At 37.3% G+C, this 23,046-nt stretch carries 19 protein-coding genes; 14 read left to right on the top strand and 5 right to left on the bottom strand.

The genetic code is table 11. The features are described 5' to 3' along the window. Positions 1 to 87: 87 nt before the first annotated feature. Entirely contained in the window at positions 88 to 1,047 is a 960-nt protein-coding gene (locus tag IGI37_RS14795; protein WP_438762832.1) for an AraC family transcriptional regulator, read from the bottom strand. Positions 1,048 to 1,173: 126 nt separating this feature from the next. Here IGI37_RS14795 and IGI37_RS14790 point away from each other — a divergent pair, with 126 nt between their 5' ends. From IGI37_RS14790 to IGI37_RS14775, 4 genes are read left to right on the top strand one after another with little or no spacing between them, the layout of a single operon-like run. Then, a complete protein-coding gene (locus tag IGI37_RS14790; RefSeq protein ID WP_438762831.1) occupies positions 1,174 to 2,439 on the top strand; it encodes a PTS sugar transporter subunit IIC in 1,266 nt (421 codons plus the stop codon). Positions 2,440 to 2,470: 31 nt separating this feature from the next. Beyond that, positions 2,471 to 5,005 carry a glycosyl hydrolase gene (locus tag IGI37_RS14785; RefSeq protein ID WP_438762830.1) on the top strand — a complete coding sequence of 845 codons (2,535 nt, stop codon included), beginning with the start codon at positions 2,471 to 2,473 and terminating at the stop codon, positions 5,003 to 5,005. 25 nt (positions 5,006 to 5,030) lie between these two features. Beyond that, positions 5,031 to 6,437: a 6-phospho-beta-galactosidase gene (lacG, locus tag IGI37_RS14780; protein ID WP_438762829.1), complete on the top strand. Its 1,407-nt coding sequence runs from the start codon at positions 5,031 to 5,033 to the stop codon at positions 6,435 to 6,437. A 33-nt stretch (positions 6,438 to 6,470) separates the two neighbouring features. Then, positions 6,471 to 7,133 (top strand): HAD family hydrolase, encoded by a 663-nt coding sequence (locus IGI37_RS14775; protein WP_438763663.1) that lies wholly within the window; start codon positions 6,471 to 6,473, stop codon positions 7,131 to 7,133. Positions 7,134 to 7,391: 258 nt separating this feature from the next. Here IGI37_RS14775 and IGI37_RS14770 read toward each other — a convergent pair whose 3' ends face one another. The 4 genes from IGI37_RS14770 to IGI37_RS14755 all read right to left on the bottom strand — a co-directional run bounded on the left by IGI37_RS14770 (position 7,392) and on the right by IGI37_RS14755 (position 11,377). Continuing rightward, complete coding sequence (locus tag IGI37_RS14770) at positions 7,392 to 8,399, bottom strand: NADP-dependent oxidoreductase (RefSeq protein WP_438762828.1); 1,008 nt, start codon at positions 8,397 to 8,399, stop codon at positions 7,392 to 7,394. 50 nt (positions 8,400 to 8,449) lie between these two features. Continuing rightward, positions 8,450 to 9,202, bottom strand: a complete 753-nt coding sequence (locus tag IGI37_RS14765) for an SDR family NAD(P)-dependent oxidoreductase (protein ID WP_438762827.1) — start codon at positions 9,200 to 9,202, stop codon at positions 8,450 to 8,452. Between the two features lie 3 nt (positions 9,203 to 9,205). Further along, the gene (locus tag IGI37_RS14760) at positions 9,206 to 9,778 is read right to left on the bottom strand and encodes a TetR/AcrR family transcriptional regulator (RefSeq protein ID WP_438762826.1); all 573 of its coding nucleotides are present in this window, start codon (positions 9,776 to 9,778) and stop codon (positions 9,206 to 9,208) included. A gap of 183 nt (positions 9,779 to 9,961) precedes the next feature. After that, positions 9,962 to 11,377 (bottom strand): glycoside hydrolase family 1 protein, encoded by a 1,416-nt coding sequence (locus IGI37_RS14755; protein ID WP_438762825.1) that lies wholly within the window; start codon positions 11,375 to 11,377, stop codon positions 9,962 to 9,964. Between the two features lie 171 nt (positions 11,378 to 11,548). Here IGI37_RS14755 and IGI37_RS14750 point away from each other — a divergent pair, with 171 nt between their 5' ends. From IGI37_RS14750 to IGI37_RS14705, 10 genes are all read left to right on the top strand, one after another. Beyond that, a complete protein-coding gene (locus IGI37_RS14750; RefSeq protein WP_438762824.1) occupies positions 11,549 to 12,262 on the top strand; it encodes a GntR family transcriptional regulator in 714 nt (237 codons plus the stop codon). A gap of 148 nt (positions 12,263 to 12,410) precedes the next feature. Continuing rightward, on the top strand, positions 12,411 to 13,742 hold the full coding sequence (locus IGI37_RS14745; protein WP_438762823.1) for a PTS sugar transporter subunit IIC: 1,332 nt from the start codon (positions 12,411 to 12,413) through the stop codon (positions 13,740 to 13,742). 400 nt (positions 13,743 to 14,142) lie between these two features. After that, positions 14,143 to 15,285, top strand: a complete 1,143-nt coding sequence (locus tag IGI37_RS14740) for a peptidoglycan-binding protein (RefSeq protein ID WP_438762822.1) — start codon at positions 14,143 to 14,145, stop codon at positions 15,283 to 15,285. 237 nt (positions 15,286 to 15,522) lie between these two features. Continuing rightward, positions 15,523 to 18,294, top strand: a complete 2,772-nt coding sequence (locus IGI37_RS14735; RefSeq protein WP_438762821.1) for a sigma 54-interacting transcriptional regulator — start codon at positions 15,523 to 15,525, stop codon at positions 18,292 to 18,294. Positions 18,295 to 18,366: 72 nt separating this feature from the next. Then, the gene (locus IGI37_RS14730) at positions 18,367 to 18,786 is read left to right on the top strand and encodes a PTS sugar transporter subunit IIA (RefSeq protein WP_438762820.1); all 420 of its coding nucleotides are present in this window, start codon (positions 18,367 to 18,369) and stop codon (positions 18,784 to 18,786) included. An 11-nt stretch (positions 18,787 to 18,797) separates the two neighbouring features. Further along, entirely contained in the window at positions 18,798 to 19,268 is a 471-nt protein-coding gene (locus IGI37_RS14725) for a PTS sugar transporter subunit IIB (RefSeq protein WP_438762819.1), read from the top strand. A 17-nt stretch (positions 19,269 to 19,285) separates the two neighbouring features. Then, positions 19,286 to 20,071 carry a PTS mannose/fructose/sorbose/N-acetylgalactosamine transporter subunit IIC gene (locus IGI37_RS14720; RefSeq protein ID WP_438762818.1) on the top strand — a complete coding sequence of 262 codons (786 nt, stop codon included), beginning with the start codon at positions 19,286 to 19,288 and terminating at the stop codon, positions 20,069 to 20,071. Beyond that, the gene (locus IGI37_RS14715) at positions 20,055 to 20,876 is read left to right on the top strand and encodes a PTS system mannose/fructose/sorbose family transporter subunit IID (protein ID WP_438763662.1); all 822 of its coding nucleotides are present in this window, start codon (positions 20,055 to 20,057) and stop codon (positions 20,874 to 20,876) included. Before IGI37_RS14720 ends, IGI37_RS14715 begins: the two co-directional genes overlap by 17 nt. 5 nt (positions 20,877 to 20,881) lie before the next feature. Beyond that, on the top strand, positions 20,882 to 21,937 hold the full coding sequence (locus tag IGI37_RS14710; RefSeq protein ID WP_438762817.1) for an SIS domain-containing protein: 1,056 nt from the start codon (positions 20,882 to 20,884) through the stop codon (positions 21,935 to 21,937). Positions 21,938 to 21,951: 14 nt separating this feature from the next. Continuing rightward, entirely contained in the window at positions 21,952 to 22,956 is a 1,005-nt protein-coding gene (locus IGI37_RS14705; RefSeq protein WP_438762816.1) for an SIS domain-containing protein, read from the top strand. Positions 22,957 to 23,046 lie beyond the last annotated feature (90 nt).

The following is a 23,046-nucleotide window of genomic DNA, read 5'->3' as shown; positions in this document are numbered from 1 at the left end:
ATTTGTTGTTTCTCTAAAATGAACTTACTAACAAACATGTTTCTGATTGTTAGTAACACAGACTTTCAGAAAGGTTGTTAGACAGAGTTAGCCAAGTTTTTCCTGCAGTTGTTGACGGTATTTTTTGGGTGTCATATGGAATTTCTCTTTGAAAAGAGAGTAGAACATATTCTGATTCGAGAAGCCGCACTGCTCGCAAATTTCTGTGATAGATAATGAGGTATTATCTAGTAAAATTAACGCATTTTTTAAGCGAACCTCTCTAAGAAGCTGACAATAATTTTTATGAAACATCTTTCGGACAAGATTACTAAAATAGTTTGGCGAGTAATTAAAGTAGTCTGCGGTTGCTGCAAGGTTTGTGTCACTGAAATTTTCATCAAGATAATGGAGAATATCAAAACGTAACTTGGTCTGTTTTTCGGAGCTATTTGTTGTATCTGAGGGAATATTTTTTTCATAATGTTGAATGAGCTTTTCAAATATAATTGAAATATAATGGTGAAGTATGTTTAAAGACTGTTGAGAATCTTTTAAAAACTCAATAACCAACAGCTTAGTGACATAAGTCAGTTCTGTCTCTTCTAGTATATTGAAATAAAGGTAGCGTTTGTACTTCTGACTTTCAAAAAGGGATTTGATTAAGAAATCGCTCATAGGATTATTCGTTTTAAAATCTTTGAAAAAAGTCATCATAAAATATTCTTTTGAAAAACGAAAGGCGAGTAGAATATCATCTTCGCCAGGCATTTCAATTGAATGACTTACTTGAGTATCTAAAATTATGAGGTCTCCTTTTTTTAAATGAATTTTTTTATCATTGATTATTTGTGTGATGGAACCTGAATAAACATAATTTAGCTCGATATATTCATGCGTATGTTCACCAACAGCTAAAAAGCGACTTGTTTTCTTGAAGTCGAATAACTGTAGGTGATTTTCTGTAGGCCGAAAAATATTTTTTTGTCCAGAATTAATGATACGCAAATAATCTTGTTCATGTTCTGTAAACTGTCTTAAATAGTGATCTAATTCATCGAAATTCATGTGAGCCCTCCTAAAAAACGTAGAAATTGATAGAAAACAACAAGAAATATATCATTTTTACACTACGACACTTAAAGTATAATACAGTTGTTACGAATTTGTAAACGCTTAATTAGGAGGAGTATTATGGAAAAGTATATTGACAAGGTACAGATATTTGCAAACAAGTTTGGAAGCATTAGTTATATTAAGGCAATAACGGATGGTGTATCTGCGGTTATTCCGGCGATTATTATTGGTTCACTTTATACGTTACTAGGAAACATTCAATTTCAGCCATACTTAGATTTTTTGGAATCAACGGGTATTAAAGGGTATCTATCCATTCCAAATAACACAACGATGGGCATTATTAGTATTTTATTAACCTTTACTGTGGCGTATAATTTTGCCCGTAATTTCAGACAAGATGGGCTTTCTGCAGGGATTATTTCTGTTTGTAGTTTTGTGTTATTGATCCCTTTCGAGTTATTGGAAAGTGGGAGTAAAGCCATTCCTACATTATGGTTAGGGGCACAGGGAATGTTTATGGCAATGATTGTCGGTGCAATTACAGGGAAATTATTCGTTGTAATGAAAGAAAAAAATATGGAGATTAAAATGCCAGAAAATGTACCACCAGCAACAGTTCGAGCTTTTAGTGCGATTATTCCGGGCTTTATTATCATCACGCTTTTCTTACTTGTGCATATTGGTTTGGAAAAAACATCATTTGAGACATTTCCACAATTGGTTTCTACAGTGATCCAAACACCATTATCAGGCATTGGAAGCTCTGTTTGGGCTGTCGCATTAATATGGTTGTTGAGTAACTTTGTCTGGTTTTTCGGGATTCATGGGATTGTGGTTGTTTCAGTTGTGAATCCGATTTTGATATCTATTGATTTGGAAAACTTAGATAGAGTCACTTCAGGACAGGAAGCAACTCAAATTATTGGGAAGAACTTTACCAATGTATATGGAGGAATGACCGGGGCTGGGATTATTATGGGTCTCATCATTTTGATGACTTTCTTTGCTAAAAGTAAACAATATAAGACATTGGGCAGACTTTCTATTGTACCAGATATCTTTAGTATTGCAGAACCTGCAATTTTTGGGACACCAATCGTATTAAATATGGTATTGATTATTCCATTCGTTTTGGTCCCAACAATTTCTACGATTGTTGCTTATTTTATGACGCAAGCTGGCATTTTACCAATTTTGAGTGGGATTCAACTGCCATGGAGCATGCCAGTAATTTTACAAGGATTTCTACTTGGCGGATGGCGAGTAGCATTGTATCAAGCAGCCTTACTTGTGTTTTCAGCAGCCGTTTATTATCCATTCTTTAACGTCTTAGATAAACGAGCTTATGCCATTGAGCAAGGTGAGCTCGAAGCTGAATAAATTGCGAGGTAAGTACGAGGGAGAATTGATAATGAAACACACGCTTGAAGATATCTTAAAAAATAAGTATGAAAATCATGTTTTACCATTCTTTTGGCAAAAGAGTGAAGAGGATGAAGCGACGATTGTCGAGTATATTCAGAAAATATATGACGCTGATATCCGAGAATTTTGTATTGAATCTCGTCCGTTTGAAGGTTTTTGTGAAGAACCATGGTGGCAAAGAGTTTCTTTAATTATAAATGAAGCTAAAAAAAGAGGAATGCGAATTTGGATTTTAGATGACATCCATTTTCCAACGGGGCTTGCAAATAAAAAAGTTAAAAACTATCCTGGTCTAAACAAAAAAGTATTAAAACATCATGTTGTAAACGTGGTTGGGCCCTGCAACAATCTTTCATTGTCTATTTATCAACCCTATCCGGTAGAAAAGTCTGCAGAGTTTTTAGGTGCTGTTGCTGTTGGAATGAATCAGACAATCGTACTTGAAAATAACGTAGTTGACGGCTATCTGTATTTTGATTTACCTGAAGGACGCTGGGATATCTATGTACTAAATAGTAGCTCTGAAACGGATGTTGCCCCTGATTATATTAATATGATGAGTAAAGAATCTTGCGAGATCTTAATCAAAGAGGTTTATGAAAAACATTATGAGCAGTTTGCAGATGAGTTTGGTCAAACAATTGTTGGTTTTTTCTCTGATGAACCCGGTTTTCAAAATGAAAAAGGACTCAAAAGTGATAGTTTAATTGGTAAGAATATGCCTTTACCTTGGAGCCAAGAAGTTTTAGAAAAATTGAGGGGCCTATATGGTGAAAACTTTATGGCGAAAATCCCTCATTTATGGAGACTTATCAATGAGGAAACGCCTACGATTAGAAAACAGTTTATGGATGTGGTCACAGAATTATACAAAGAGAATTTTAGTAATGCTTTGGGGTCTTGGTGTCAGCAACATCGTGTGAAATACATCGGTCATATTATCGAGGATAGAGAATCTCATGCTCGTTTAGGTGTAGGTGCTGGGCATTTCTACCGTTCTATGATTGGTCAGGACATGGCTGGTTCAGATATCATTTCTAATCAGTTGATTCCTGGTTTGGATTCTGGACAGCACTCATGGGCTCGTGGCGTTTGGGATGGGGAATTCTTTCATTATGCATTGGGGAAAATGACTTCTTCATTAGCTAGAATCGATCCTAAGAAACAAGGGAATTCTATGACCGAAGTATTTGGTGCATATGGGTGGCATGAAGGTCTGAAATTAATGAAATGGATTCTAGATCATTTACTTATCCGTGGTGTGAATAACTTTGTTCCGCATGCATTTTCACCTGCACCGTTTCCGGATGATGACTGCCCACCTCATTTTTATGCGCAGGGTCAAAATCCACAATTTCGCTATTTTAGAAAACTAATGACTTATACCAATAAGATGGCCACTTTGTTATCAGATGGTCAAATTAAAGCTGAGGCGGCAGTCATCTATCATGCTGAAAGTGAGTGGACAGGTTCCTATATGTCTTGTCAAAAACCTGCACGAGTGCTGACTCAGCAACAGGTAGATTTTGATATTCTTCCCAATGATCTCTTTAAAGAGGAGAATGATTATTCAATTGTTTTAGATAAGAAATTACAAATTAACGGAGTGGAGTACTCTTTGTTAGTCGTTCCATATAGTGAATATATCGATGACGATCTGTATCAATTTATCTGTCGTAGTCAAGAAGTGACGGTTATTTTTATAGGGGATTATCCTATAGCAACGATGGAAAATAAAGTGAACTTTGATAGCGCCCTTCTAAAAGAAAAAACACAGTTAATGAGTTTAGAAGAGTTTGAAGTGTATCTTCAAGAGAATGAGATTAGCGAATATCAGTTAGAAAAAAAACAACCCTACTTGCGGGCCGTTCATTATCAAAAAGATACAGAAGAGTATTATATGTTTTTTAATGAGCATCCACATAATCCAATCGAGACTAAAATTTCGTTTCCAGGAATAAAAAATCCGTATCGCTTCGACGTATTAAACAATCGAGTGACGCAGATAAGAGATGGGCGAGTGTCATTAGAGGCGTATGAGTCGTGCGTGATCTTTGAGGGTGCAGGAAAAGAAGCATTTGTCAAAGAAGAATCATTATACACCAAGAAGATGGTCTTGGCTGAACAAGCAACGCTCTCGTTTGCAAAAGCTGCAGAGTATCCCGAGTTTACTAAGGAAGTTAAGCTAGACAAATTAGTTGATGTTACAAAATGTATGGCATCGACATTTGCCGGTACTATCCGTTATGAATTTAATTGGTACTCAGAACAAGAGATAACGACTGCCAAAATAGAGTTACAGGGTGTATATGAGATTGCTGAAGTAAGCTTAAACGGTGAGAAGCTTGGGGTTAGAATTTGTCCGCCTTACGAGTTCTTTGATTGTAGGCTGAATAAAGGGCGTAATCAATTGATTATTGATGTGACGAATACTTTAGATAAAGAAGTCTTTGAGAAACATTCAGCAGCACAAGTGCGGCAACCATCAGGATTACTAGAACCAGTAGCGATCTTTTATTAAACCATAAAGGAAATGGAGTTTTTAGATGATACAATTACCAAAAGATTTTGTACTCGGCGCTGCCACAGCGGCTTATCAAACTGAAGGTGCAACAAAAATAGATGGGAAAGGTAGAGTGTTATGGGATGATTTTTTAGAAAAGCAGGGGCGCTTCTCAGCAGATCCCGCTTGTGATTTTTATAATCAGTACCCAGTTGACTTCAAGAATTGTCGCGATTTTGGGATTACTTCGCTTAGAGTATCCATTGCTTGGTCAAGAATTTTTCCAACAGGTTATGGAGAAGTAGAACCTAGAGGAGTCGCATTTTATCATCGGCTGTTTAAAGAAATGAGATGCAATGGGATTGAACCCTACGTTACTTTGCATCATTTTGATACACCAGAAACATTATTTTCTGAAGGAGATTGGTTAAACAAAGAGATGGTTGCACACTTTGTTGATTTTGCCGCTTTTTGTTTTGAAGAGTATCAAGAGGAAGTTTACCATTGGATTACAATTAATGAACCAACTACCTTAGCGAAACAGCAGAGAATTACGGGGACCTTTCCACCAGGAGAAAAATACCAATTTAATCATTGTTTTCAGCAACAGCACTACTTGAATCTTGCGCATGCCAGAGTTGTAAACCAGTTTAGAGAAATGAACATTCCTGGAGAAATCGGGGTTGTTCATGCAATCCAAACCGTTTATCCAAATAGTGATAAAGAAAGTGATCGATTAGCAGCACAGAGACAAGATGTATTAGAAAATAAATTTTTATTGGATGGAACCCTAAAAGGAAGTTATGATCCAGAGTTATTGGAAGTAGTGGAAGCCATCTTAAAGGATAATCACCAAGACATGATTCGGGTGACTCAAGAAGAGCTAGACGAATTAGCAAAGGCTGCCGAAAAAGTTGATTTTGTCGGGGTTAACTATTATTATAGTAAATTTGTTGAAAGTTATGATGGACCGTCCGAGTTTATTCATAATGGAACAGGAACAAAAGGTAGCTCTACACGGAAATTAGCTGGCGTAGGGCAAGAAGTTCTGAGAGAAGAGCTCAGAACAACCGATTGGGATTGGCCAATTTATCCTCAAGGGTTAGGAGATACTTTGCGGAGAATTCATGCAGAGTACTCAAATGTTGAAAAAATTTATATCACAGAAAATGGTTTAGGGAAAAAAGAAGCACCAGATGAAAATGGCGAAATACTTGATTTAGAAAGAATTGATTATATAGAGAGTCATCTAGAGGAAGTAGCTAAGGTGATTTCAGAAGGGGTTCCCGTCAAAGGATATTTCGTCTGGTCCTTCCAAGATATGTTTTCTTGGACAAACGGCTACAATAAGAGATATGGTCTTTTCTATGTTGATTTTGAAACGCAGGAAAGAAGACCAAAAAAGAGTGCGTGTTGGTACAAAGAATTAATAGCGAATAAGAAAAAATAAAATTTTGATCGTGAGAATGGATAGATGACAGAAATAAAAGGAATTGTTTTCGATTTTAATGGAACCATGTTTCAGGATTCAGATTTGCATGAACTAGCCTGGATTCATATGATTAAGCAATATGCAAAAGAGAATATTGCTGAACAAGAGATATTACTTAACATTCATGGGCGCACAAATGACGAAATTATAAAAAAATTCATTTCTGCTGATTTATCAGCAGGTGAAGTGGCCATACTCGGAATGGAAAAAGAGAAAAATTATCGAATGCTCTGCCTCCAAGATGAACAAAGAGTCGTTTTGACGAAAGGTTTGGCCGAGGTATTAGATACATTAAAGTGTGCGGAAATGCCGATGACTATTGCGACAGCGACGACAAAAGAAAATGTTGATTTTTATTTTGAACGATTTCAGCTGAGCCAATGGTTTGATTATGATAAGGTGGTCTTTGATGACGGGACATTTCCTGGAAAACCAGAACCGGATATTTTTCTCAAGGCAGTCAAAAATATCGCTATTTTACCGGAGAATTGTTTAGTATTTGAGGACTCCTATTCTGGTATTTTAGCTGCTTCAAAAGCAAAAATTGGTCAGATTATTGCGGTGGATAATACAGGGGCGAATAAAGAATTATTCTCAAACCCTGTGCTTAACATCTCCTATACAATAAAAGACTTTACGACTTTTCAACTATAAGAATGATTTTTAAAAGTTTAGTTAATCAATTGTAAAAGAATAGAACAGGCATGGAATCAATAACGCTATTGGTTTCATGCCCGTTTTTTTGATAAGATAATAGTTCATCAATCAGTTTTTAATTTTTAATTTTTCTCAAATATCAAGTGTAAGCCCGAAGTAAACTTTATTAGTGAGTAATTAAAGGTAAGTCCTGCGTAGTGAAAGTTTGTCGTCATTTAATTTTAGCTCATTCGCAGAACAGATAATTATTCTTTCTCATTCACCAATTCTAAGTAAGACCTTTCCTTTTGGATGTCCTGTTGCCATATGCGCGAGGGCTTTATTTATGTCTTCCAATCTAAATTCTGTTGGATCAATAGCTGGAATAATTTGTTTCTTTTCAACAAGGTCGGAAACGGCTTTTAGTTGTTTGCCATCTGAGCGGACAAACATGAAACGATACTCAATTCCTTTTTCTTTCGCTTTTTTATCTAATTTGGCTCCTGCTACACCAAATAGGGCTTGTTTCCATTTTGGAAATTTCTTAGAAACAGCAAATTGTTTATTAGGACCTGCTTTTAAACTTAATAATCGGCCACCGGGTTTAATAATGGATAACTCATGCTCAAATTCTTCTGCTCCTAAGGTATCAATGACAAAATCAACTGGTTCAAGGATTTCCCAATAATTCTCTTCTTTGTAGTTGATATATTTGTCTGCGCCTAATGCAAGTGAGCGTTCTTTAGCTTCGGGGTTTCCTGAGACAATGACAGTCAGCCCCATTTCTTTTGCGAGTGGAATAGCCATCTGACCAAAACTCCCAGAACCACCAGGAATAAAGAGCGTTTGACCGGCTTTGGCTTCTAATTCTTCATGTAATCCTTGGTAAGCAGTCAGCCCTGTTAAAGGAACAGCAGCGCCTGTAGCGAAAGTTAAATGTTTGGGTAAAGGCCAAATAGCGTCCACGTTGACTGCGACATATTCAGCGAAGGCGCCTATCTGTTCAATAGGCAAGCGAGAATATACCGCCTCACCAATGGAAAACCCCTTTACGTTGCTCCCGATTTTTTCGATGACACCTGTCAGCTCGTTTCCTAGAGTGAGTGGCATTTTGTAATCTTGAATTAGTTTGACCGCACCTGTAATATTAAGGATTTCAAGAGGATTGACAGCCGCCACTTTGACTTTTATTAATACTTGATCCTCAGTTATTTCGGGTACGGGGATATTGACCACCTGTGCCTGTAGTTCTTTGGTGTAACGTTCAATTTGTATAGCTTTCATTTGTATTTCCTCCTTTTTAGAATGTTCGTTCTAGTTTTAGTTAAAAAAATTTATCGTGGAAATGAGGGCAAAATTTGTTTACGTAATTTAAATTTTTTTTTTTCATTGACTACGCCGACAACAATGCTTTTGTCACTATCGTATAGTTGAAGCAAAAAGTTGGCGACTTCTTTTGGTGAATGCAAGGATTCTTTGAGGCGTACATTTGCTGTTCCGATGAAATCAGTCGCTGTTAGTGCAGGGGCCAATACTTTTACTTGAATAGGCGCTTCTCTAAGTTCTGCTGCCAAACCTTCTGTTAGTGCGCTGGTAAAAAATTTACTGGCAGAGTAGGGGACATTTCCAGCAGCAACGACATACCCCATAGCGGAGGAGACATTTATTAATTGTGTTCCTTCAACCTGTGCATAATCTTTGACGTACAGTGTGGAAAGTAGCGTAGTTGCTTCTACATTCAGATGAATCATTTGTTCAATTTTGTCTAAGTCAGCCATTATCATGGGGTCAGAAGAGCCAGTACCTGCATTATTAATCCAGGTTTCAATTGAGTAAGCTGTTAATGATTCATAAAGCTGATACACTTGTGTTTTATCGGATAAATCACAGCACTTCACAAGAATCTCTAACTCAGGATATTCGGTAACTAGGAGTTCTTTTAAAGCGAGTAGACGTTCTTTTCTTCGTGCTACTAAGATGAGATTTTTTCCTCTTTTGGCAAAGGCCCAAGCTACTTCATAGCCAATTCCTGAGCTTGCGCCGGTGATTACAGTGTAGTTTTTTTTCAAAAAAATTCCTTCTTTCATCGACTAAATGATTGCTAAACTAACATCAACAATTGTTTGTAATTTATCAGAATCGTCAGTTGTTTTTGCGAGGACTCGAAACCCAACCCAAGCATTGTGCAAATAGGCAGCTACATCCTTCAAGGATAGCGCCACTGTAAGCTCCCCCTTTTTCTCAGCCGCAACGAGTAATTGATAAATATAGTTTTCCGTTTTGGCGAACTGAGTTTTGACTTTTTTTGCGACTTCTTCATCGAATAAAGATAGTTCAGTTGCGCTATTGACAATTAAACAGCCTCGAGGTGCATCGACATTTTCTGATAAGACAAGGGTAAATAGTTTTTCTAGTTTCTCTTTGATGGGTAACTCAGGTGTGATGTTGGTTACAATTTTTTGTTCAAGTTCTGTAGAGTATCGATCAAGTGCGCGTAAAAATAGCGCATGTTTGTCGCCAAAGGTATCGTATATACTGCGCCGATGAATCCCCATGGTGTCCACTAAATCTTGAATCGAGGTTTTTTCATAACCCTTTTGCCAAAAGATTTGAACAGCTTTATCTAAAACAACTTCTTCATCAAATTCTTTGGTTCTTGCCATATATCTGAATCTCCTTTTCACTTTATTAGAATGAACGTTCTAATAATAGCAAACGAAGACAAGTTTGTAAAATAAACAGTTTGAGTTAGTAAAGAAACTATGTGGGAATGAATAGCTTATTAACATTAACCATTAAAATGATAAAAAGCTACGAGCACCGAGACTCGTAGCCTACACAACTAATTACACTAACCAATCAACTTCATATTCGAAGCCATTTTCATCACTTAGTTTTTTGTAAAATTCGCCACTTTTTTTGATGGTACGTCTTTGCGTTGGCAAGTCGAGTGACACTAGACCATAACGGTTTTTATAAGAGTTAATCCATGACCAGCAGTCGATAAAGGTCCATAAATGGTACCCTTTAATATTACAACCTTCCTCAATGGCTTTCCAAAGATAGGCTAAATGGTCCTTGATGTATTCAATACGATAGTCATCAATCACTTGACCGGTTTCATCCATGAAGCGTTCTTCATTCGCGACACCCATGCCATTTTCAGAAATAAAAGCTTCGATATTTCCGTAATTCTCTTTAATATCCATGCAGAGATCATAAATTCCTCGTTCATAAATTTCCCATCCGCGATACTCATTCATGCGTCTGCCTGGCATAATGTGGTTTTCAAAGAACCATTCTGGAAGGAAGGGACTGTCGGGATTGACCGCACAAGAGCGAGCTTTTACCCGTCGAGGTTCATAATAGTTGAGACCTAAGATTTGTGCAGTATGCTCGTGAATTGTCTGTAAGTCTTCTTCGCAATAGTCGGGTAGCTGATCATAAGTTTTTAAAAGATCAATTAAGACTGACGGGAAGGTTCCTTTCACCATTGGATCTAAGAAACTACGTGTATAAAACAAATCGGCAATTTCAGCCGCTTTGACATCAGCTGGATTTTGACTGCGAGGGAAAGTCGGACTTAGATTCAAAATAACGCCAATTTTACTTTCCAATCCATGAGTTTTAAAAGCTTCAATCGCTTTTGCATGAGCAAGTATTGTAAAGAAAGCAGCTTGGGCTCCACGTTTAAAATCAATTAGATTTGGATAATGGAAGTCTTCTAAATAGGAGCCTAAAATAGGTCCTAGAGGTTCGTTAAATGTGAACCAATGGAAAACAAGGTCGCCAAATTCTTTGAAGCAAGTATCAGCGAAATGAACGTAGGCGTTAACGACCTCACGAGATTCCCAGCCCCCTTTGTCTTGAAGCTTCGCCGGCATATCAAAATGATAAAGATTCGCGAAGACCTTAATTCCTGCTTTATTCATCTCTGTAAATAAATCTCGATAGAAAGCGATGGCCTTGGGATTGACGGCGCCGACCCCATCTTCTGGAAACATACGTGCCCAAGAAATTGAGACACGAAACGAGTTATGCCCGGTTTCTTTCATAAGTTTTACATCCTCTTTATAACGATGAATGTGGTCTGTTGTAATAGAAGAGTCAATCCGATTATAAAAACGGTAGGGTTGCTCAGCATACCAACGTTCCCAAACTGTTTCAGCTTTGCCTGTTTCGCCGCGACCTTCCGCTTGTTCTGCAGACCATGCAGAGCCCCACCAAAAGTTTTCTGGAAATGATAATTTTTGTGTTGTCATTCTAAATACCCCCTTATTCAGGAATATCATATCATTCCTTGTTTGAAAAATAAATAGTTTTAATTAAAAATATATATCTTTGTTTGTTGAGTATAATTTTCCAGTGGTGTTTTCTATCGTTTTTATGGTAAAGTATAGATGTGTATATAGTTTTGATTGGAGGGAAGTCAATTGAAGAAAATTGCCAAGTATATGGAGATTTATTTAGATATAAAAAAGAAGATTGCTAGTGGCTCCTACCAAATTGGCGAAAAGCTGCCAACAGGTGATGAACTAGCGAAACAATATGATGCTAGCAAACTAACCGTAAAAAAAGGAATTGATTTGTTGGTTTCTGAAGGAGTTCTCAGAAGTCGGAGTGGATTTGGTACGGAAGTTTTGAGAAAACCAATTGATAATTCGAAGGTCTTCGGTCCAAACGAAGGGTTATTCAGTGTTGTAGGTGAAGAGCATGTGGATTCTGAAATCCATACATTTTCTATCGAGTTACCTTCTGAAGAGGTTGCAAAAAAACTAGAGATTAGTCAAAAAGATTACGTCTATAACATTATTCGAAGTCGGTTTATTGATCGTGAACCGTATTCAATCGAACAGACCTTTATGCCCTTAGCTATTATTCCGGGCTTAGAGCCTAAGCATCTAAAAAAATCCATCTATTCGTATATTACCAATGACTTGGGATTAGAGATAAAAACCTCGCATATTTGGATAAAGGGTGATATTGCTAAAGAGTTTGATGCTCATATTTTGGATATTGAGGCCGGAGAATTTATGATCGAAGTAGATAAAGTGGTCTCGCTTTTATCAGGTGTGCCGTTTGAGTATTCCTTATCAAGACATATCTATAAAGATTTTGTTTTTGAAGCTGTTTTTGTCGAAAATTAAGAGTTTAAAGTCCCTGACTTTAAGCTCTAATTTTTTCTTTGATTAAAAGTATATAATTTTGTATAAAGATATTTACTTTTTGTAAAAAGTGTTGTATTATCGTTCCTATAAAGAGTAATCGGTTTCAAAGAAAAGGAGCGTTTAATTTATGGAAAAGACCAGTAAAAAAGATCTCGTGTTTGAAAAGTTTGGCATGATTGCCACACGGTTAGGGAACCAGATTCATTTGCGGACATTGAGAGATGCTTTTGCGACATTCATGCCATTCATGATGTTAGCGGGGTTCGTGACATTAATCAATTATGTCATCTTAGAACCAACAGGATTTATGGGGAAAATAATTAATCCTGAGACCTTAACAACGATTCAAAAGGTTGGGGTATCTATCGGTAATGGGACACTCAGTATTACTACACTATTAGTTGTTGCAGCTGTTTCTTATCATATGTGTGTTAGCAGAAATTATACCAATCATATTGCTGCCGTATTAGTAGCCATTTCGACATTTGTTGTGTTAACACCGATGACCACAATGTTCACACCTGAAAATGCAGAAAAAGCGATTGAAGTGACAGGTGTTATTCCGGTGAGCCATACAGGCGCTTCAGGAATGTTTGTCGGAATCTTCGTTGGACTTGCTGCGACAGAATTATTTATTAAGTTATCAAAAAACAAGAAATTACAGATTAACCTGTCAGGAAATATTCCACCTGCCGTGCTTAAATCATTTAACGTGTTAATCCCAATTATGATTACAATTACATCATTTGCTATTCTTTCGTTCTTAATTATGCAACTATTCAATAGGGATGTGAATAGTCTGATCACCAATGTCATTACAGCACCGTTGAGTAAAGTCACTACTGGCTTGCCAGGATTTTTATTGATTACTTCAATTGCTAATTTATTTTTCGGTTTTGGGATTCACCAAGCTGTGATCTCTGGGTCATTACTTGATCCATTTTTAATTCAAAATATGCAAGAAAACATGGCGGCTTATGCCGATAAAGCTGAGATTCCTCACATTATCAACATGGCCTTCAAAGATACATTTGCCGTTATGGGTGGCTCTGGAAACACGATTGCATTATTGATTGCTATCTTTATTTTCAGTCGCCGAAAAGATTACAAAGATTTTGCGAAGTTGTCAGTGACGCCAGCTATATTTAATATTAGCGAGCCAATCATTTTTGGTTTACCAATTGTTTTTAATATCAGTTTGATTATTCCATTTGTATTAGCCCCAATATTTTCGTTAACAGTTGCCTATTTTGCGACAGCAGTGGGGTTAATTAATCATGTTGTTGTTCAGATTCCATGGACAACGCCACCGATTATTTCAGGTTTCTTAGCAACAGGCGGAGACTGGCGGGCTTCTGTTTTACAAATCTTGATTATTGCAGCAAGTGTTTTTATTTACTTACCATTCTTGCGTGTTGATGAAAAAGTCACTTCAAAAATGAGCGCAGAAGAACAATAAGTAATGTGCTGTTTGTTTGACAGTTAGTTAAATAATAGATTAAAAAAGATTGCGAGTGATTCTACCGCAATCTTTTTTTATGGAATCAGTAAAAAGTAGAAAAACGAATACCTGTAATTGTTCGATAAATTGTCTTATTTATAAATAGCTGTAGGATGTGATTGTTTCCATTTCTAACAAGAATCAAGACAAATAAAAAGACTATTAGAGTCAATTTCGATAAAAGGTGTTATCTGAGTAGAGAGTCATTCATAAAATTACGTTTCTTGATTTTTAGTAATCGTTATCATATCGGTGGCTTAGGCATTATTTTGTCAAAAAATAATAAAAATGGTAGTCAAATTGAAACTTTGTGATATAATTTACAATAGCAACATAATAATTTTTAGGGGGAACAAAAATGAAAAAGATTACTTTAACAACAGTGGCTTTAATGGCACTATTGGCAATGGTCGGATGTTCAGCTGATAACAAGGGTGCAGCGGAATCATCAAGTGCTTCAACAGCGCAGAGTAGTTCTACAAAAGAAAGCTCAACTGAAGAAGCCAAAGCAGAGGTTAAAATTGCAGACGGAAGCTCAACTGATACTGCACCCGCTGAAGGAACTGTTTATATGAGACAATTACTGACAGCACCTCACGGAACGAAGTCGTTTGCAGTAGTGAATGTCACAATGAATGGCGAAAAAATTCTAAAGGTTCAATTGGATGAATTCCAATATGTTTCACCTGCTGATTTTGAAGGTGTACCGAATGCAGATAAAGCATTTGGCGAAGCTTTCCCAGCAGATACCGTTTTATCAAGTAAACGTGTGAACAATGAAGCCTATTCTAAAATGATGGCAGATAAAGGTGGCGCGACTCAGACTTGGGAAAAAAGCATGGGGGCAATTGCCAAATTTGCTGAAGGAAAAACAGCGGCTGAATTAGAAAAAGCTGTCACAGATTTAGGTGCATTAGGGGAGAAAGATAGCCCAGCTGATGTTGTAACAGGTGCGACCTTCTCTGATACGGCTGGTTACTTACAATCAATCGTTGATGCAGCAAGTAAAGGAAAGATTTTTGAAGGGACGAAGACAGCGAGTGCTGATCTGTTGGAAGTTCAAGTTCTTGGAGCGCCTCATGGGGACAAATCATTCTCAGTAACAACTGTTGCGATGGATGGTGATAAATTAGCGGCTGTTGCTCTTGATGAGTTCCAATATGTCAGCCTCACTGATTTTGGTGGCGTACCAAATTCGGATGCCGACTTTGGCGCTGACGTGAAAGACGGTTTAGTCTTATCTTCAAAAGAAGCCAATAATGAAGCCTATTCCAAAATGATGGCAGACAAAGGTGGCGCGACAAACACTTACTCTGATAACATGAAGGCTGTTACGCAATTTGCATTGGGTAAAACAGTGGCAGAATTAGAAACAGCTGTCGGTGATTTAGGTAAATTGGGTGAAAAAGATAGCCCAGCAGATGTCGTGACAGGTGCGACCTTCTCGGATACAGCTGGCTACTTACAAGCGATTATTGACGCAATGAAAGCCGTAAAATAAAGAGAATAAGTTGATAATAGATAAGTTGAAGCATAGACATCGTGGAGTGTCTGCTTCAACTTATTTTTCTTTTACCATGTAAGTAATTCAAATAAAAACGATAAAGAAACTATCAATTTTATGAGTAATGGGATACTATTCTTTTAAACGGACGAAACAAGGAGAATTCCCAAAAGCCCAATTTCTCTTTTGATTGAGGAATAAATCATTATTTTTTATTTCAAGAAGGAGGTAGTCATGAAAGAAGAGTTAATCAATTATTTGAATAATCAAACGGATTTTATCGATTTGAATAATATAAGTGAACTATTTACTGCAAAAAAACTAGCCGAAATTTTTAAGGTGAAAAGAAATACAATTAGTCATTACTTGAATCAACTAACCAATGAAGGCAAGCTAGTAAAAATAAACTCTCGTCCTGTTTATTTTTTTCATAAAGAGGCCTTTGAGAGGCATTATTTTATCTTAAGTGAAACGGTCTATCGTTCTGCCGAGGAGATTCAAAAGGAACAGCCTTTATTTGGTCGACAGACAGACTTTTTCTCGCTGATGATTGGTCATGATAAAAGTTTGAACCGGGTGATTGAACAAATTAAAACGGCACTGAATTATCCTGACAACGGACTTCCTGTATTGATTACAGGTGATAGTGGGACAGGTAAGAGTTATTTGGTTCAGTTAGTTTATCAATATTGTTTGGAGCATGATTTGATTAGTGAAGATGCGCCGTTTGTTACGTTTAATTGTGCGCAATATGCCAATAATCCAGAGCTTTTGACCAGTAATTTATTCGGTCATACGAAAGGAGCCTATACAGGAGCTGAAGAAGATAAGAGTGGGGCTTTTGAACATGCAAATGGCGGGATTCTTTTCTTAGACGAGGTTCATCGACTGAATGCTGAGGGACAAGAAAAGTTGTTTACATACTTAGACCAAGGAATCATTTATCGCATGGGAGATACAGGAAATCCTCGTCAGATAGAAACGCGTTTATTTTTTGCCACGACAGAAGAATTAACTAGTACATTTTTAACGACATTTATTCGACGAATTCCTATTCAGGTGGTGATGCCTGCTATAAAAGAGAGAAGCCGAAACGAACGCGTGGAGTTAGTCTATTCGTTTTTATTAAATGAACGAAGAAAAATAAATAAGGCGATTCAGGTTTCGGGACAAGTGATTAGTCTATTGACTAGTCGGAGCTTTAAAGGAAATATCGGTGAATTAAAAAATGTTATAAAAGTGACAGTTGCCAAAGCTTATATCGAACAAAAAAATGAAAAAGAAATTCAGCTTACGATTTATCATCTTCCGGATTCTATTTTGGATAGTAAACTACAAGGGCTGCAAACTGTAACGCCCGAGAAGATTCTGCTAACAGAAAACACCACAACCAATCAATTGGTTGAACGTCATAATCCAAATGAAAAGCGCTCAATTGCAACATTTGAAAAGCTGATTAATGAATTTCAGCAAGCAGAGTGCCAGCTTGAGAAATGTGAAACTCAATTAAAACAAACCGTGGATCATTTATTCGACTATTTGCTTTTTGAGACGGATCGACAACAAAATCATGAACTGTTAGTTTATTTGACGCAATATATTCGTGATACCTTCCGTCAGATGGAGAGTGCGTATCAAATTAAATTTAATGGAAATAGCGTTTATGCCCTCAGTTATTACCTTTTTCAACGGGGATCAAGTAAGTGGTTTCCAGAAGATAATGAATTACTCGACTTAATTAAGGAGATGGAGCAACAAATTAAAGATGCTTACCCAACAAGCTTTCATTATGTCGAGCGACTGTTGGATTTATCAAAGCATAAGTTAGATTTGGACATTTCAGCGATGGACCGAATCGTTTTAGCCCTGTATTTGAAAAAGGCTGATTGGACAAAAGAGCGGGGGATTCCTAAAGCTGTGATTGTTGCCCATGGGTATGCAACTGCAAGCAGTATTGCCAATGTAGCCAATCGTTTTTTAGGCAAAGATATTTTTGAATCCTTTGATATGCCATTAGATGTTTCTCCTCAAAGAATTGCAGAAGAAATCCTTGATTATAGTGAAAATAATGATATTTCTAATGGCCTGGTTATACTTGTTGATATGGGTTCATTAAAAGAAATCTATCAGTATTTTCCAAAACAAATAACGGTTCCGATTGCCATCATGAACAATGTAACGACCCCTTTAGCAATCGCAGTTGGCGAAAATCTTCAGAAAAAACTTTCTCTGTCTGAAATTACCGAACGTTCTGCTAGTCAGGCCACTCTTGATTGGAAGATTATTTACCCAGAAGAAAATCGGACAAAGGCTCTATTAACGACCTGTCAAACAGGGATCGGTACAGCAGCACATATCAGTCATTTATTAGAAAAAAGCTTACCTAGCAGTTGTAATCTGAAGGTTTTACCTTATGAGTTTCAAGTGTTGGCAGATAAGAAAAAGTCTGAGACGGTTTTTTCTGCGTACGATGTTTTGGGCATTATCGGAACAGATAACCCTTATGTAGAACAAATTCCTTACCTTTCTTTAGAAGAGTTGATATCAGGAGATGAGAACCAGCGATTAAATGAATGGTTAGAGACGGTTATGACAAAAGAAGAGAATCAAATTTTTAATAAAAACGTCATTCGTAATTTTTCTTTAGAAAAGGTGATTGATTCAGTGACGATTTTAGATACTGAAAAAGTAATGAAAGAGATCGACCTGTTTATGCGAGAGCTGGAATTGCAGGCTGATTTATTATTAAGTAATGCCAAAAAACTGGCTCTTTATGTACATGTCAGTTGTTTGATTGAACGGCTCATTCGTAACGTTCCCATTGATAGTACTTACTGTGAAAGCGGTTTGAATCAGTGTCGGGAATCTGGGTTTGAACAAATCAGAAAAGCGTTTAGTGTCATTGAAAGTGTTTATAGTGTCAAAATTCCTGATGCTGAAATTGTTTACATTTATGATATTGTGTATAAAGAGACTGATACATCGACAAAAGATGACGATTTTTAATAAGCAAAAGACGCGTGCCACTATTTTTGGCACGCGTCTTGCATTTAGTAAGGTGTAAGTGAGGTGAAGCGAGTGAATAGAAAAATAATTTTAGCCTCTCATGGAAAATTTGCGTCAGGGATTCTTTCTTCTTTGCAATTAATCTGTGGGACGACTGACAAGGTGACGGCTCTCGATTGTTATTTGACAGAAGCCTTTGATTTAACGAAGGCAGTTTCAGAAATCATTCAAGAAAATGAAAATAAGGAGCTTGTGATTGTGACGGATTTGTTTGGTGGAAGTGTAAATAACGAATTTTTACACCATATTCAACAACCCAATTATTATTTGGTTGCAGGGATGAATTTACCATTCTTAATTGAGTTGGTCACAGGGTTTGAGCAAGTTGAGTCGTTATCTGAATTTATCCAACAAGCATTGGAAACATCAAAACAATCCATTCAATTTTGTAATCAAACCTTTGAACAAGAAATTGCTGAAGAGGATTTTTAAGGAGGAAGAAAATGATCTTATTAACAAGAGTAGACCACCGTTTGTTACATGGCCAGGTAGCATTTTCATGGACACAAAATTTAGGCGCAGATTGTATTCTAATTGCGAATAATGATGTGCCCAACAACGAAATTCGAAAAACGACAATCAAACTGGCGAAACCTCAAGGCGTCAAATTAGTTATTAAGACAATTGATGATGCGATTGAAGCGCTGAAGAGTGGCGTGACAGATAAATATAAATTATTTATCGTGGTTGAGTCGATTGCGGATGCTCACAAATTAGCTGAAGCTTATCCTGCTATTAAACAAGTCAACTTAGGTGGAATTAAGTCTAAAGAGGGCACGCGTAGTCTAGGAAAAGCAGTGAATGTTTTCCCTGAGGAAGAGGAGTTACTTAAAAAAATGGTTGACTTAGGGGTCTATGTAGAGATTCGCCAAGTACCATCTGATAAGAAAGTGGAAGTCACTGAAGTATTGTAATGAAAGGGGAATAAAATATGTTACAAGCTATTTTACTAGGTCTTGTTGCTTTTGTTGCACAATCTGAGTATGCATTGGGCACCTCACTTTTATCAAGACCGATTGTTACGGGGTTGTTTACGGGGATTGTTTTAGGCGACATAAAAACAGGAATTATTATGGGTGCGACATTGGAGCTAGCTTTTATTGGTTCATTCTCTGTGGGTGCTTCAATTCCACCAGATGTTGTTACTGGTGGAATTTTGGGAACGGCATTTGCAATTACGGCTGGTGCTGGAACTGAGACAGCCTTATTGTTAGGCTTACCGATTGCTACCTTAACGTTAATTCTTAAAAATGTTTATCTAGGATTATTTATTCCAATTATGAACCAAAAAGCGGATAAGTATGCCGAAGATGGAAATTATAAAGGCGTTGAGGCGATGCATTTGATTTCAGGTTTTGGTCTGTCTCTGATGTTAGCATTGGTGGTGTGTATTTCCTTTATGGTAGGGAGTAAAACCATTGGGAATCTGCTAGATATGATTCCAGACTTTGTTCAAAATGGATTGACTGTAGCAACAGGCTTGATTCCAGCACTTGGGTTTGCGATGTTAGCACGACTGTTAATCAATAAACAGGTCGCGCCTTACTTTTTCCTAGGTTTTGCGCTAGCCGCTTATTTGCAAATTCCAGTAACAGGAATCGCGATTTTTGGGGCAATCACAGCAGTGGTTATAGTGAATTTGCGTAATATTCGTGGACAAGGAACACCGATTCAAACAAACTCTGGGGAGGTAATTGATGATGACGAAGACTTCTAATCCTGATAAAAAAATAACAAAAAAAGAATTAAGTAGTGTATTTTGGCGGTCGTTTCAAATGGAATTTTCGTGGAACTATGAGCGTCAGATGAACTTGGCGTATGTCTATGCCATGATTCCCATTTTAAAAAAGTTGTATACGACAAAGGAAGCTATGGCAGATGCTTTAAAACGTCACCTAGAGTTTTTTAACACGACGCCTCATATTGTTACGCTGATTTTAGGGATTAATGCAGCTATGGAAGAGGAAAATGCCAATGACGAAAATTTTGATTCTTCAGCGATTGATAACATCAAAATGTCTCTAATGGGTCCTTTAGCTGGGATAGGGGATTCCTTCTTTTGGGGAACCCTGCGTCTTATTGCGACAGGGGTAGGAACTTCTCTTGCGTTACAAGGAAATATCTTAGGTCCTATTTTGTTCTTGTTAATCTTCAATATCCCTCATTTATTGTTCCGATATATGGCAACTGGCTGGGGGTACAAATTAGGCACAGGCTTTTTGAAAAAGATTCAAGAAAACGGCATGATGGAAAGCTTGACATATGGCGCAGCAATTATTGGATTAATGGTTGTTGGTGGAATGTCAGCAACGATGATTGAAGTGAATATTCCCTTACAGATTGGTTCTGGTGACAATGCAGTGACTGTTCAAAGTATTTTTGACGACATTGTTCCGAATATTCTTTCATTGGGTGCTTTTGGTGGCGTCTTTTATCTACTGAAAAAAGAAGTGAAACCGTTAATGATCCTATTGGGCTTAGCAGTTGTTGGGATTTTAGGTTCATTAGTGGGCATCTTTTAGGAGGGATGAATTTGGCAACGATGCTGGATTATATAAATGAAGAACAATCGATGTTAATGAATAATTTACGGACTTATTCATTTATAGAGAACCCACAGCAACAAAAAATCAAAAATATTCTCATCTTAGCAACTGGTTCGTCTTATAATGCTTGCCTATCCGCAAAGCCTGCATTAGAAAGTCTTTCAGGTGCAAGCGTGAGTATCGAAGAACCCTATCATTTTAATCACTATGGGCGTTTATCTGAGGCAGTGGATACAGTAATTGCTGTTTCTCAGAGTGGTAAAAGTGCGTCAACTATTGATGCACTAGACCAACTGAAAAGTCAAACAATTCATACGATTGCACTGACCAGTAATTTGGCTAGCCCGCTTTGTTCGAAGGTAGATGAAGTAATTGATTTAGAAATGGGCGTCGAAACAGTTGGTTTTGTAACGAAGGGTTATTCGGCCACTCTTCTTAAGCTGTTTTTGCTCGGCTTATCAATTGGTCAAAATAAAAACAGGTTGTCTAGTGAAAAGGTCGAATTCTTATTGAAGCAGCTCACTGAGGCAATCGTGAAAATTCCAGAAATCATTGAAAAGAGTCAAGCGTTCTTCGAGAAAAATAAAAGTATCTTCAAGCTTTCCAATCGCTTTGTGGCAATTGGGTATGGTCCTAACTGGGGAACGGCAAAAGAGTTCGAAACGAAGTTCACAGAAACAATCCGTAAACCTTCGCAAGGGTTTGAGCTAGAAGCTTATATGCATGGGCCTTATCTTGAAGCGGATCATGAGCATGTTCTCTTTTTTATTGATACAAAAAGCGAAAATCACGCGCGTGCCCAACAGTTACAAACCTATATGAATTCGTCTGTTGGGAAGACTTACACAATTACTACAGAAAAAAGTAATGACGAGGATAGTTTGAGCTTAGATATTGCCTGCGAGGAATGTTTTACTTCTCTATTTCTAGTCATCCCATTCCAAATTTTTTCATACCTTGGCGCAGGGGTAAAAGGAATTGATTTGAGTAAACGAATTTTTGATGATTTTGATTCAGTATTAAAAAGTAAAATATAAAAGGTGGAAAAATAATGTTAAAATTCAACGAACAACAACAAATTGACAATATTCAAGGAGCACTTGCTCTTCGTTCAGAGGTAGAAACAATCATTGATACTGTTTGGGAAAAAGGTTTTGATAATATTTTTTATTTGGGTATCGGTGGGACGTATGCTTCGGCTATGCAGGCAGTCACTTATATGAACGGTAAAAGTGATTTACCCGTCTATGTTCAGCATGCTGCGGAATATTATACAACCGGCAACCGTCGTTTAACGAAGAACTCATTAGTGATTTTGTCTTCGGTTACTGGAACGACTCAAGAAGTAGTCCAAGCAGTAAATGAAATTAAAAAAATTGGTGCAACTTTATTAGGTTTTGTCGACCAAGAAAACAGTGCGCTTGCCAATGCTTGTGAGTACGTGGTGACTTATCCAGCACCAGGGACAGAGCAGATTAAATTCTTTATGGCAGCGGATCGTTTGATGAATAAAAATGGTGACTTTGATGATTACGCAGCGTATTATGCTGAGTTAGAGCAGCATTTAGCTAAAGGTTTGGTAGAAGCTGAGAAAAAAGCGGATGCATTTGGTCTAGAATTTGCGCAAAAACATCGTCATGATGCCATGCATTATTTTATCGGTGCAGGGAATCAATGGGGCGCTGTCTACTCTTATGCAATGTGTTACTGGGAAGAACAGAGCTGGTTACGTTCAAAATCTATTCATGCGGCTGAATTCTTACATGGTACATTAGAAATTGTTGATGAAACAACCCCAGTAACGGTCTTTCTAGGAGAAGATGAGCAGCGTCCATTATCAGAACGCGTTCAAAATCTATTACCACGCATCTGTGGAAATGCTACTTTTATTGATACAAAGGATTATCCTGTTGAAGGAATTAGCGAAAAATACCGTGGCCGTGTGTTGTCACATTTACTTATGCACTGTGTCACACAAAGAATCGACGCGCATGTGGAGAAACTAAACTGTCACCCATTAGATATTCGTCGTTATTATCGTCAGTTTGATTATTAAGACTTATTAGGAAAGTAAATCATCCGTCAAGGCAAGAGAGACCTGTCTGAAACAAGGAGGTTGCCTCGGCATTCTTAACAATCAATATTC

Origin of the sequence: Enterococcus sp. AZ194, assembly GCF_051713825.1 — a bacterium.
In the GTDB taxonomy this organism is placed as follows: domain Bacteria; phylum Bacillota; class Bacilli; order Lactobacillales; family Enterococcaceae; genus Enterococcus_K.
The sequence above is the reverse complement of the archived record's forward strand: the minus strand, read 5'-3'. Positions and strand labels throughout refer to the sequence as shown.

Bases quoted from the DNA above. Each gene is read 5' to 3' on its own strand.
- IGI37_RS14765 (WP_438762827.1), bottom strand. From the start codon at position 9,202: ATGAAAGAAGGAATTTTTTTGAAAAAAAACTACACTGTAATCACCGGC.
- IGI37_RS14745 (WP_438762823.1), top strand. From the start codon at position 12,411: ATGGAAAAGACCAGTAAAAAAGATCTCGTGTTTGAAAAGTTTGGCATG.
- IGI37_RS14785 (WP_438762830.1), top strand. From the start codon at position 2,471: ATGAAACACACGCTTGAAGATATCTTAAAAAATAAGTATGAAAATCAT.
- IGI37_RS14740 (WP_438762822.1), top strand. From the start codon at position 14,143: ATGAAAAAGATTACTTTAACAACAGTGGCTTTAATGGCACTATTGGCA.
- IGI37_RS14715 (WP_438763662.1), top strand. From the start codon at position 20,055: ATGACGAAGACTTCTAATCCTGATAAAAAAATAACAAAAAAAGAATTA.
- lacG (WP_438762829.1), top strand. From the start codon at position 5,031: ATGATACAATTACCAAAAGATTTTGTACTCGGCGCTGCCACAGCGGCT.
- IGI37_RS14725 (WP_438762819.1), top strand. From the start codon at position 18,798: ATGATCTTATTAACAAGAGTAGACCACCGTTTGTTACATGGCCAGGTA.
- IGI37_RS14795 (WP_438762832.1), bottom strand. From the start codon at position 1,047: ATGAATTTCGATGAATTAGATCACTATTTAAGACAGTTTACAGAACAT.
- IGI37_RS14760 (WP_438762826.1), bottom strand. From the start codon at position 9,778: ATGGCAAGAACCAAAGAATTTGATGAAGAAGTTGTTTTAGATAAAGCT.
- IGI37_RS14790 (WP_438762831.1), top strand. From the start codon at position 1,174: ATGGAAAAGTATATTGACAAGGTACAGATATTTGCAAACAAGTTTGGA.
- IGI37_RS14770 (WP_438762828.1), bottom strand. From the start codon at position 8,399: ATGAAAGCTATACAAATTGAACGTTACACCAAAGAACTACAGGCACAG.
- IGI37_RS14755 (WP_438762825.1), bottom strand. From the start codon at position 11,377: ATGACAACACAAAAATTATCATTTCCAGAAAACTTTTGGTGGGGCTCT.
- IGI37_RS14710 (WP_438762817.1), top strand. From the start codon at position 20,882: ATGAATTTGGCAACGATGCTGGATTATATAAATGAAGAACAATCGATG.
- IGI37_RS14705 (WP_438762816.1), top strand. From the start codon at position 21,952: ATGTTAAAATTCAACGAACAACAACAAATTGACAATATTCAAGGAGCA.
- IGI37_RS14720 (WP_438762818.1), top strand. From the start codon at position 19,286: ATGTTACAAGCTATTTTACTAGGTCTTGTTGCTTTTGTTGCACAATCT.
- IGI37_RS14735 (WP_438762821.1), top strand. From the start codon at position 15,523: ATGAAAGAAGAGTTAATCAATTATTTGAATAATCAAACGGATTTTATC.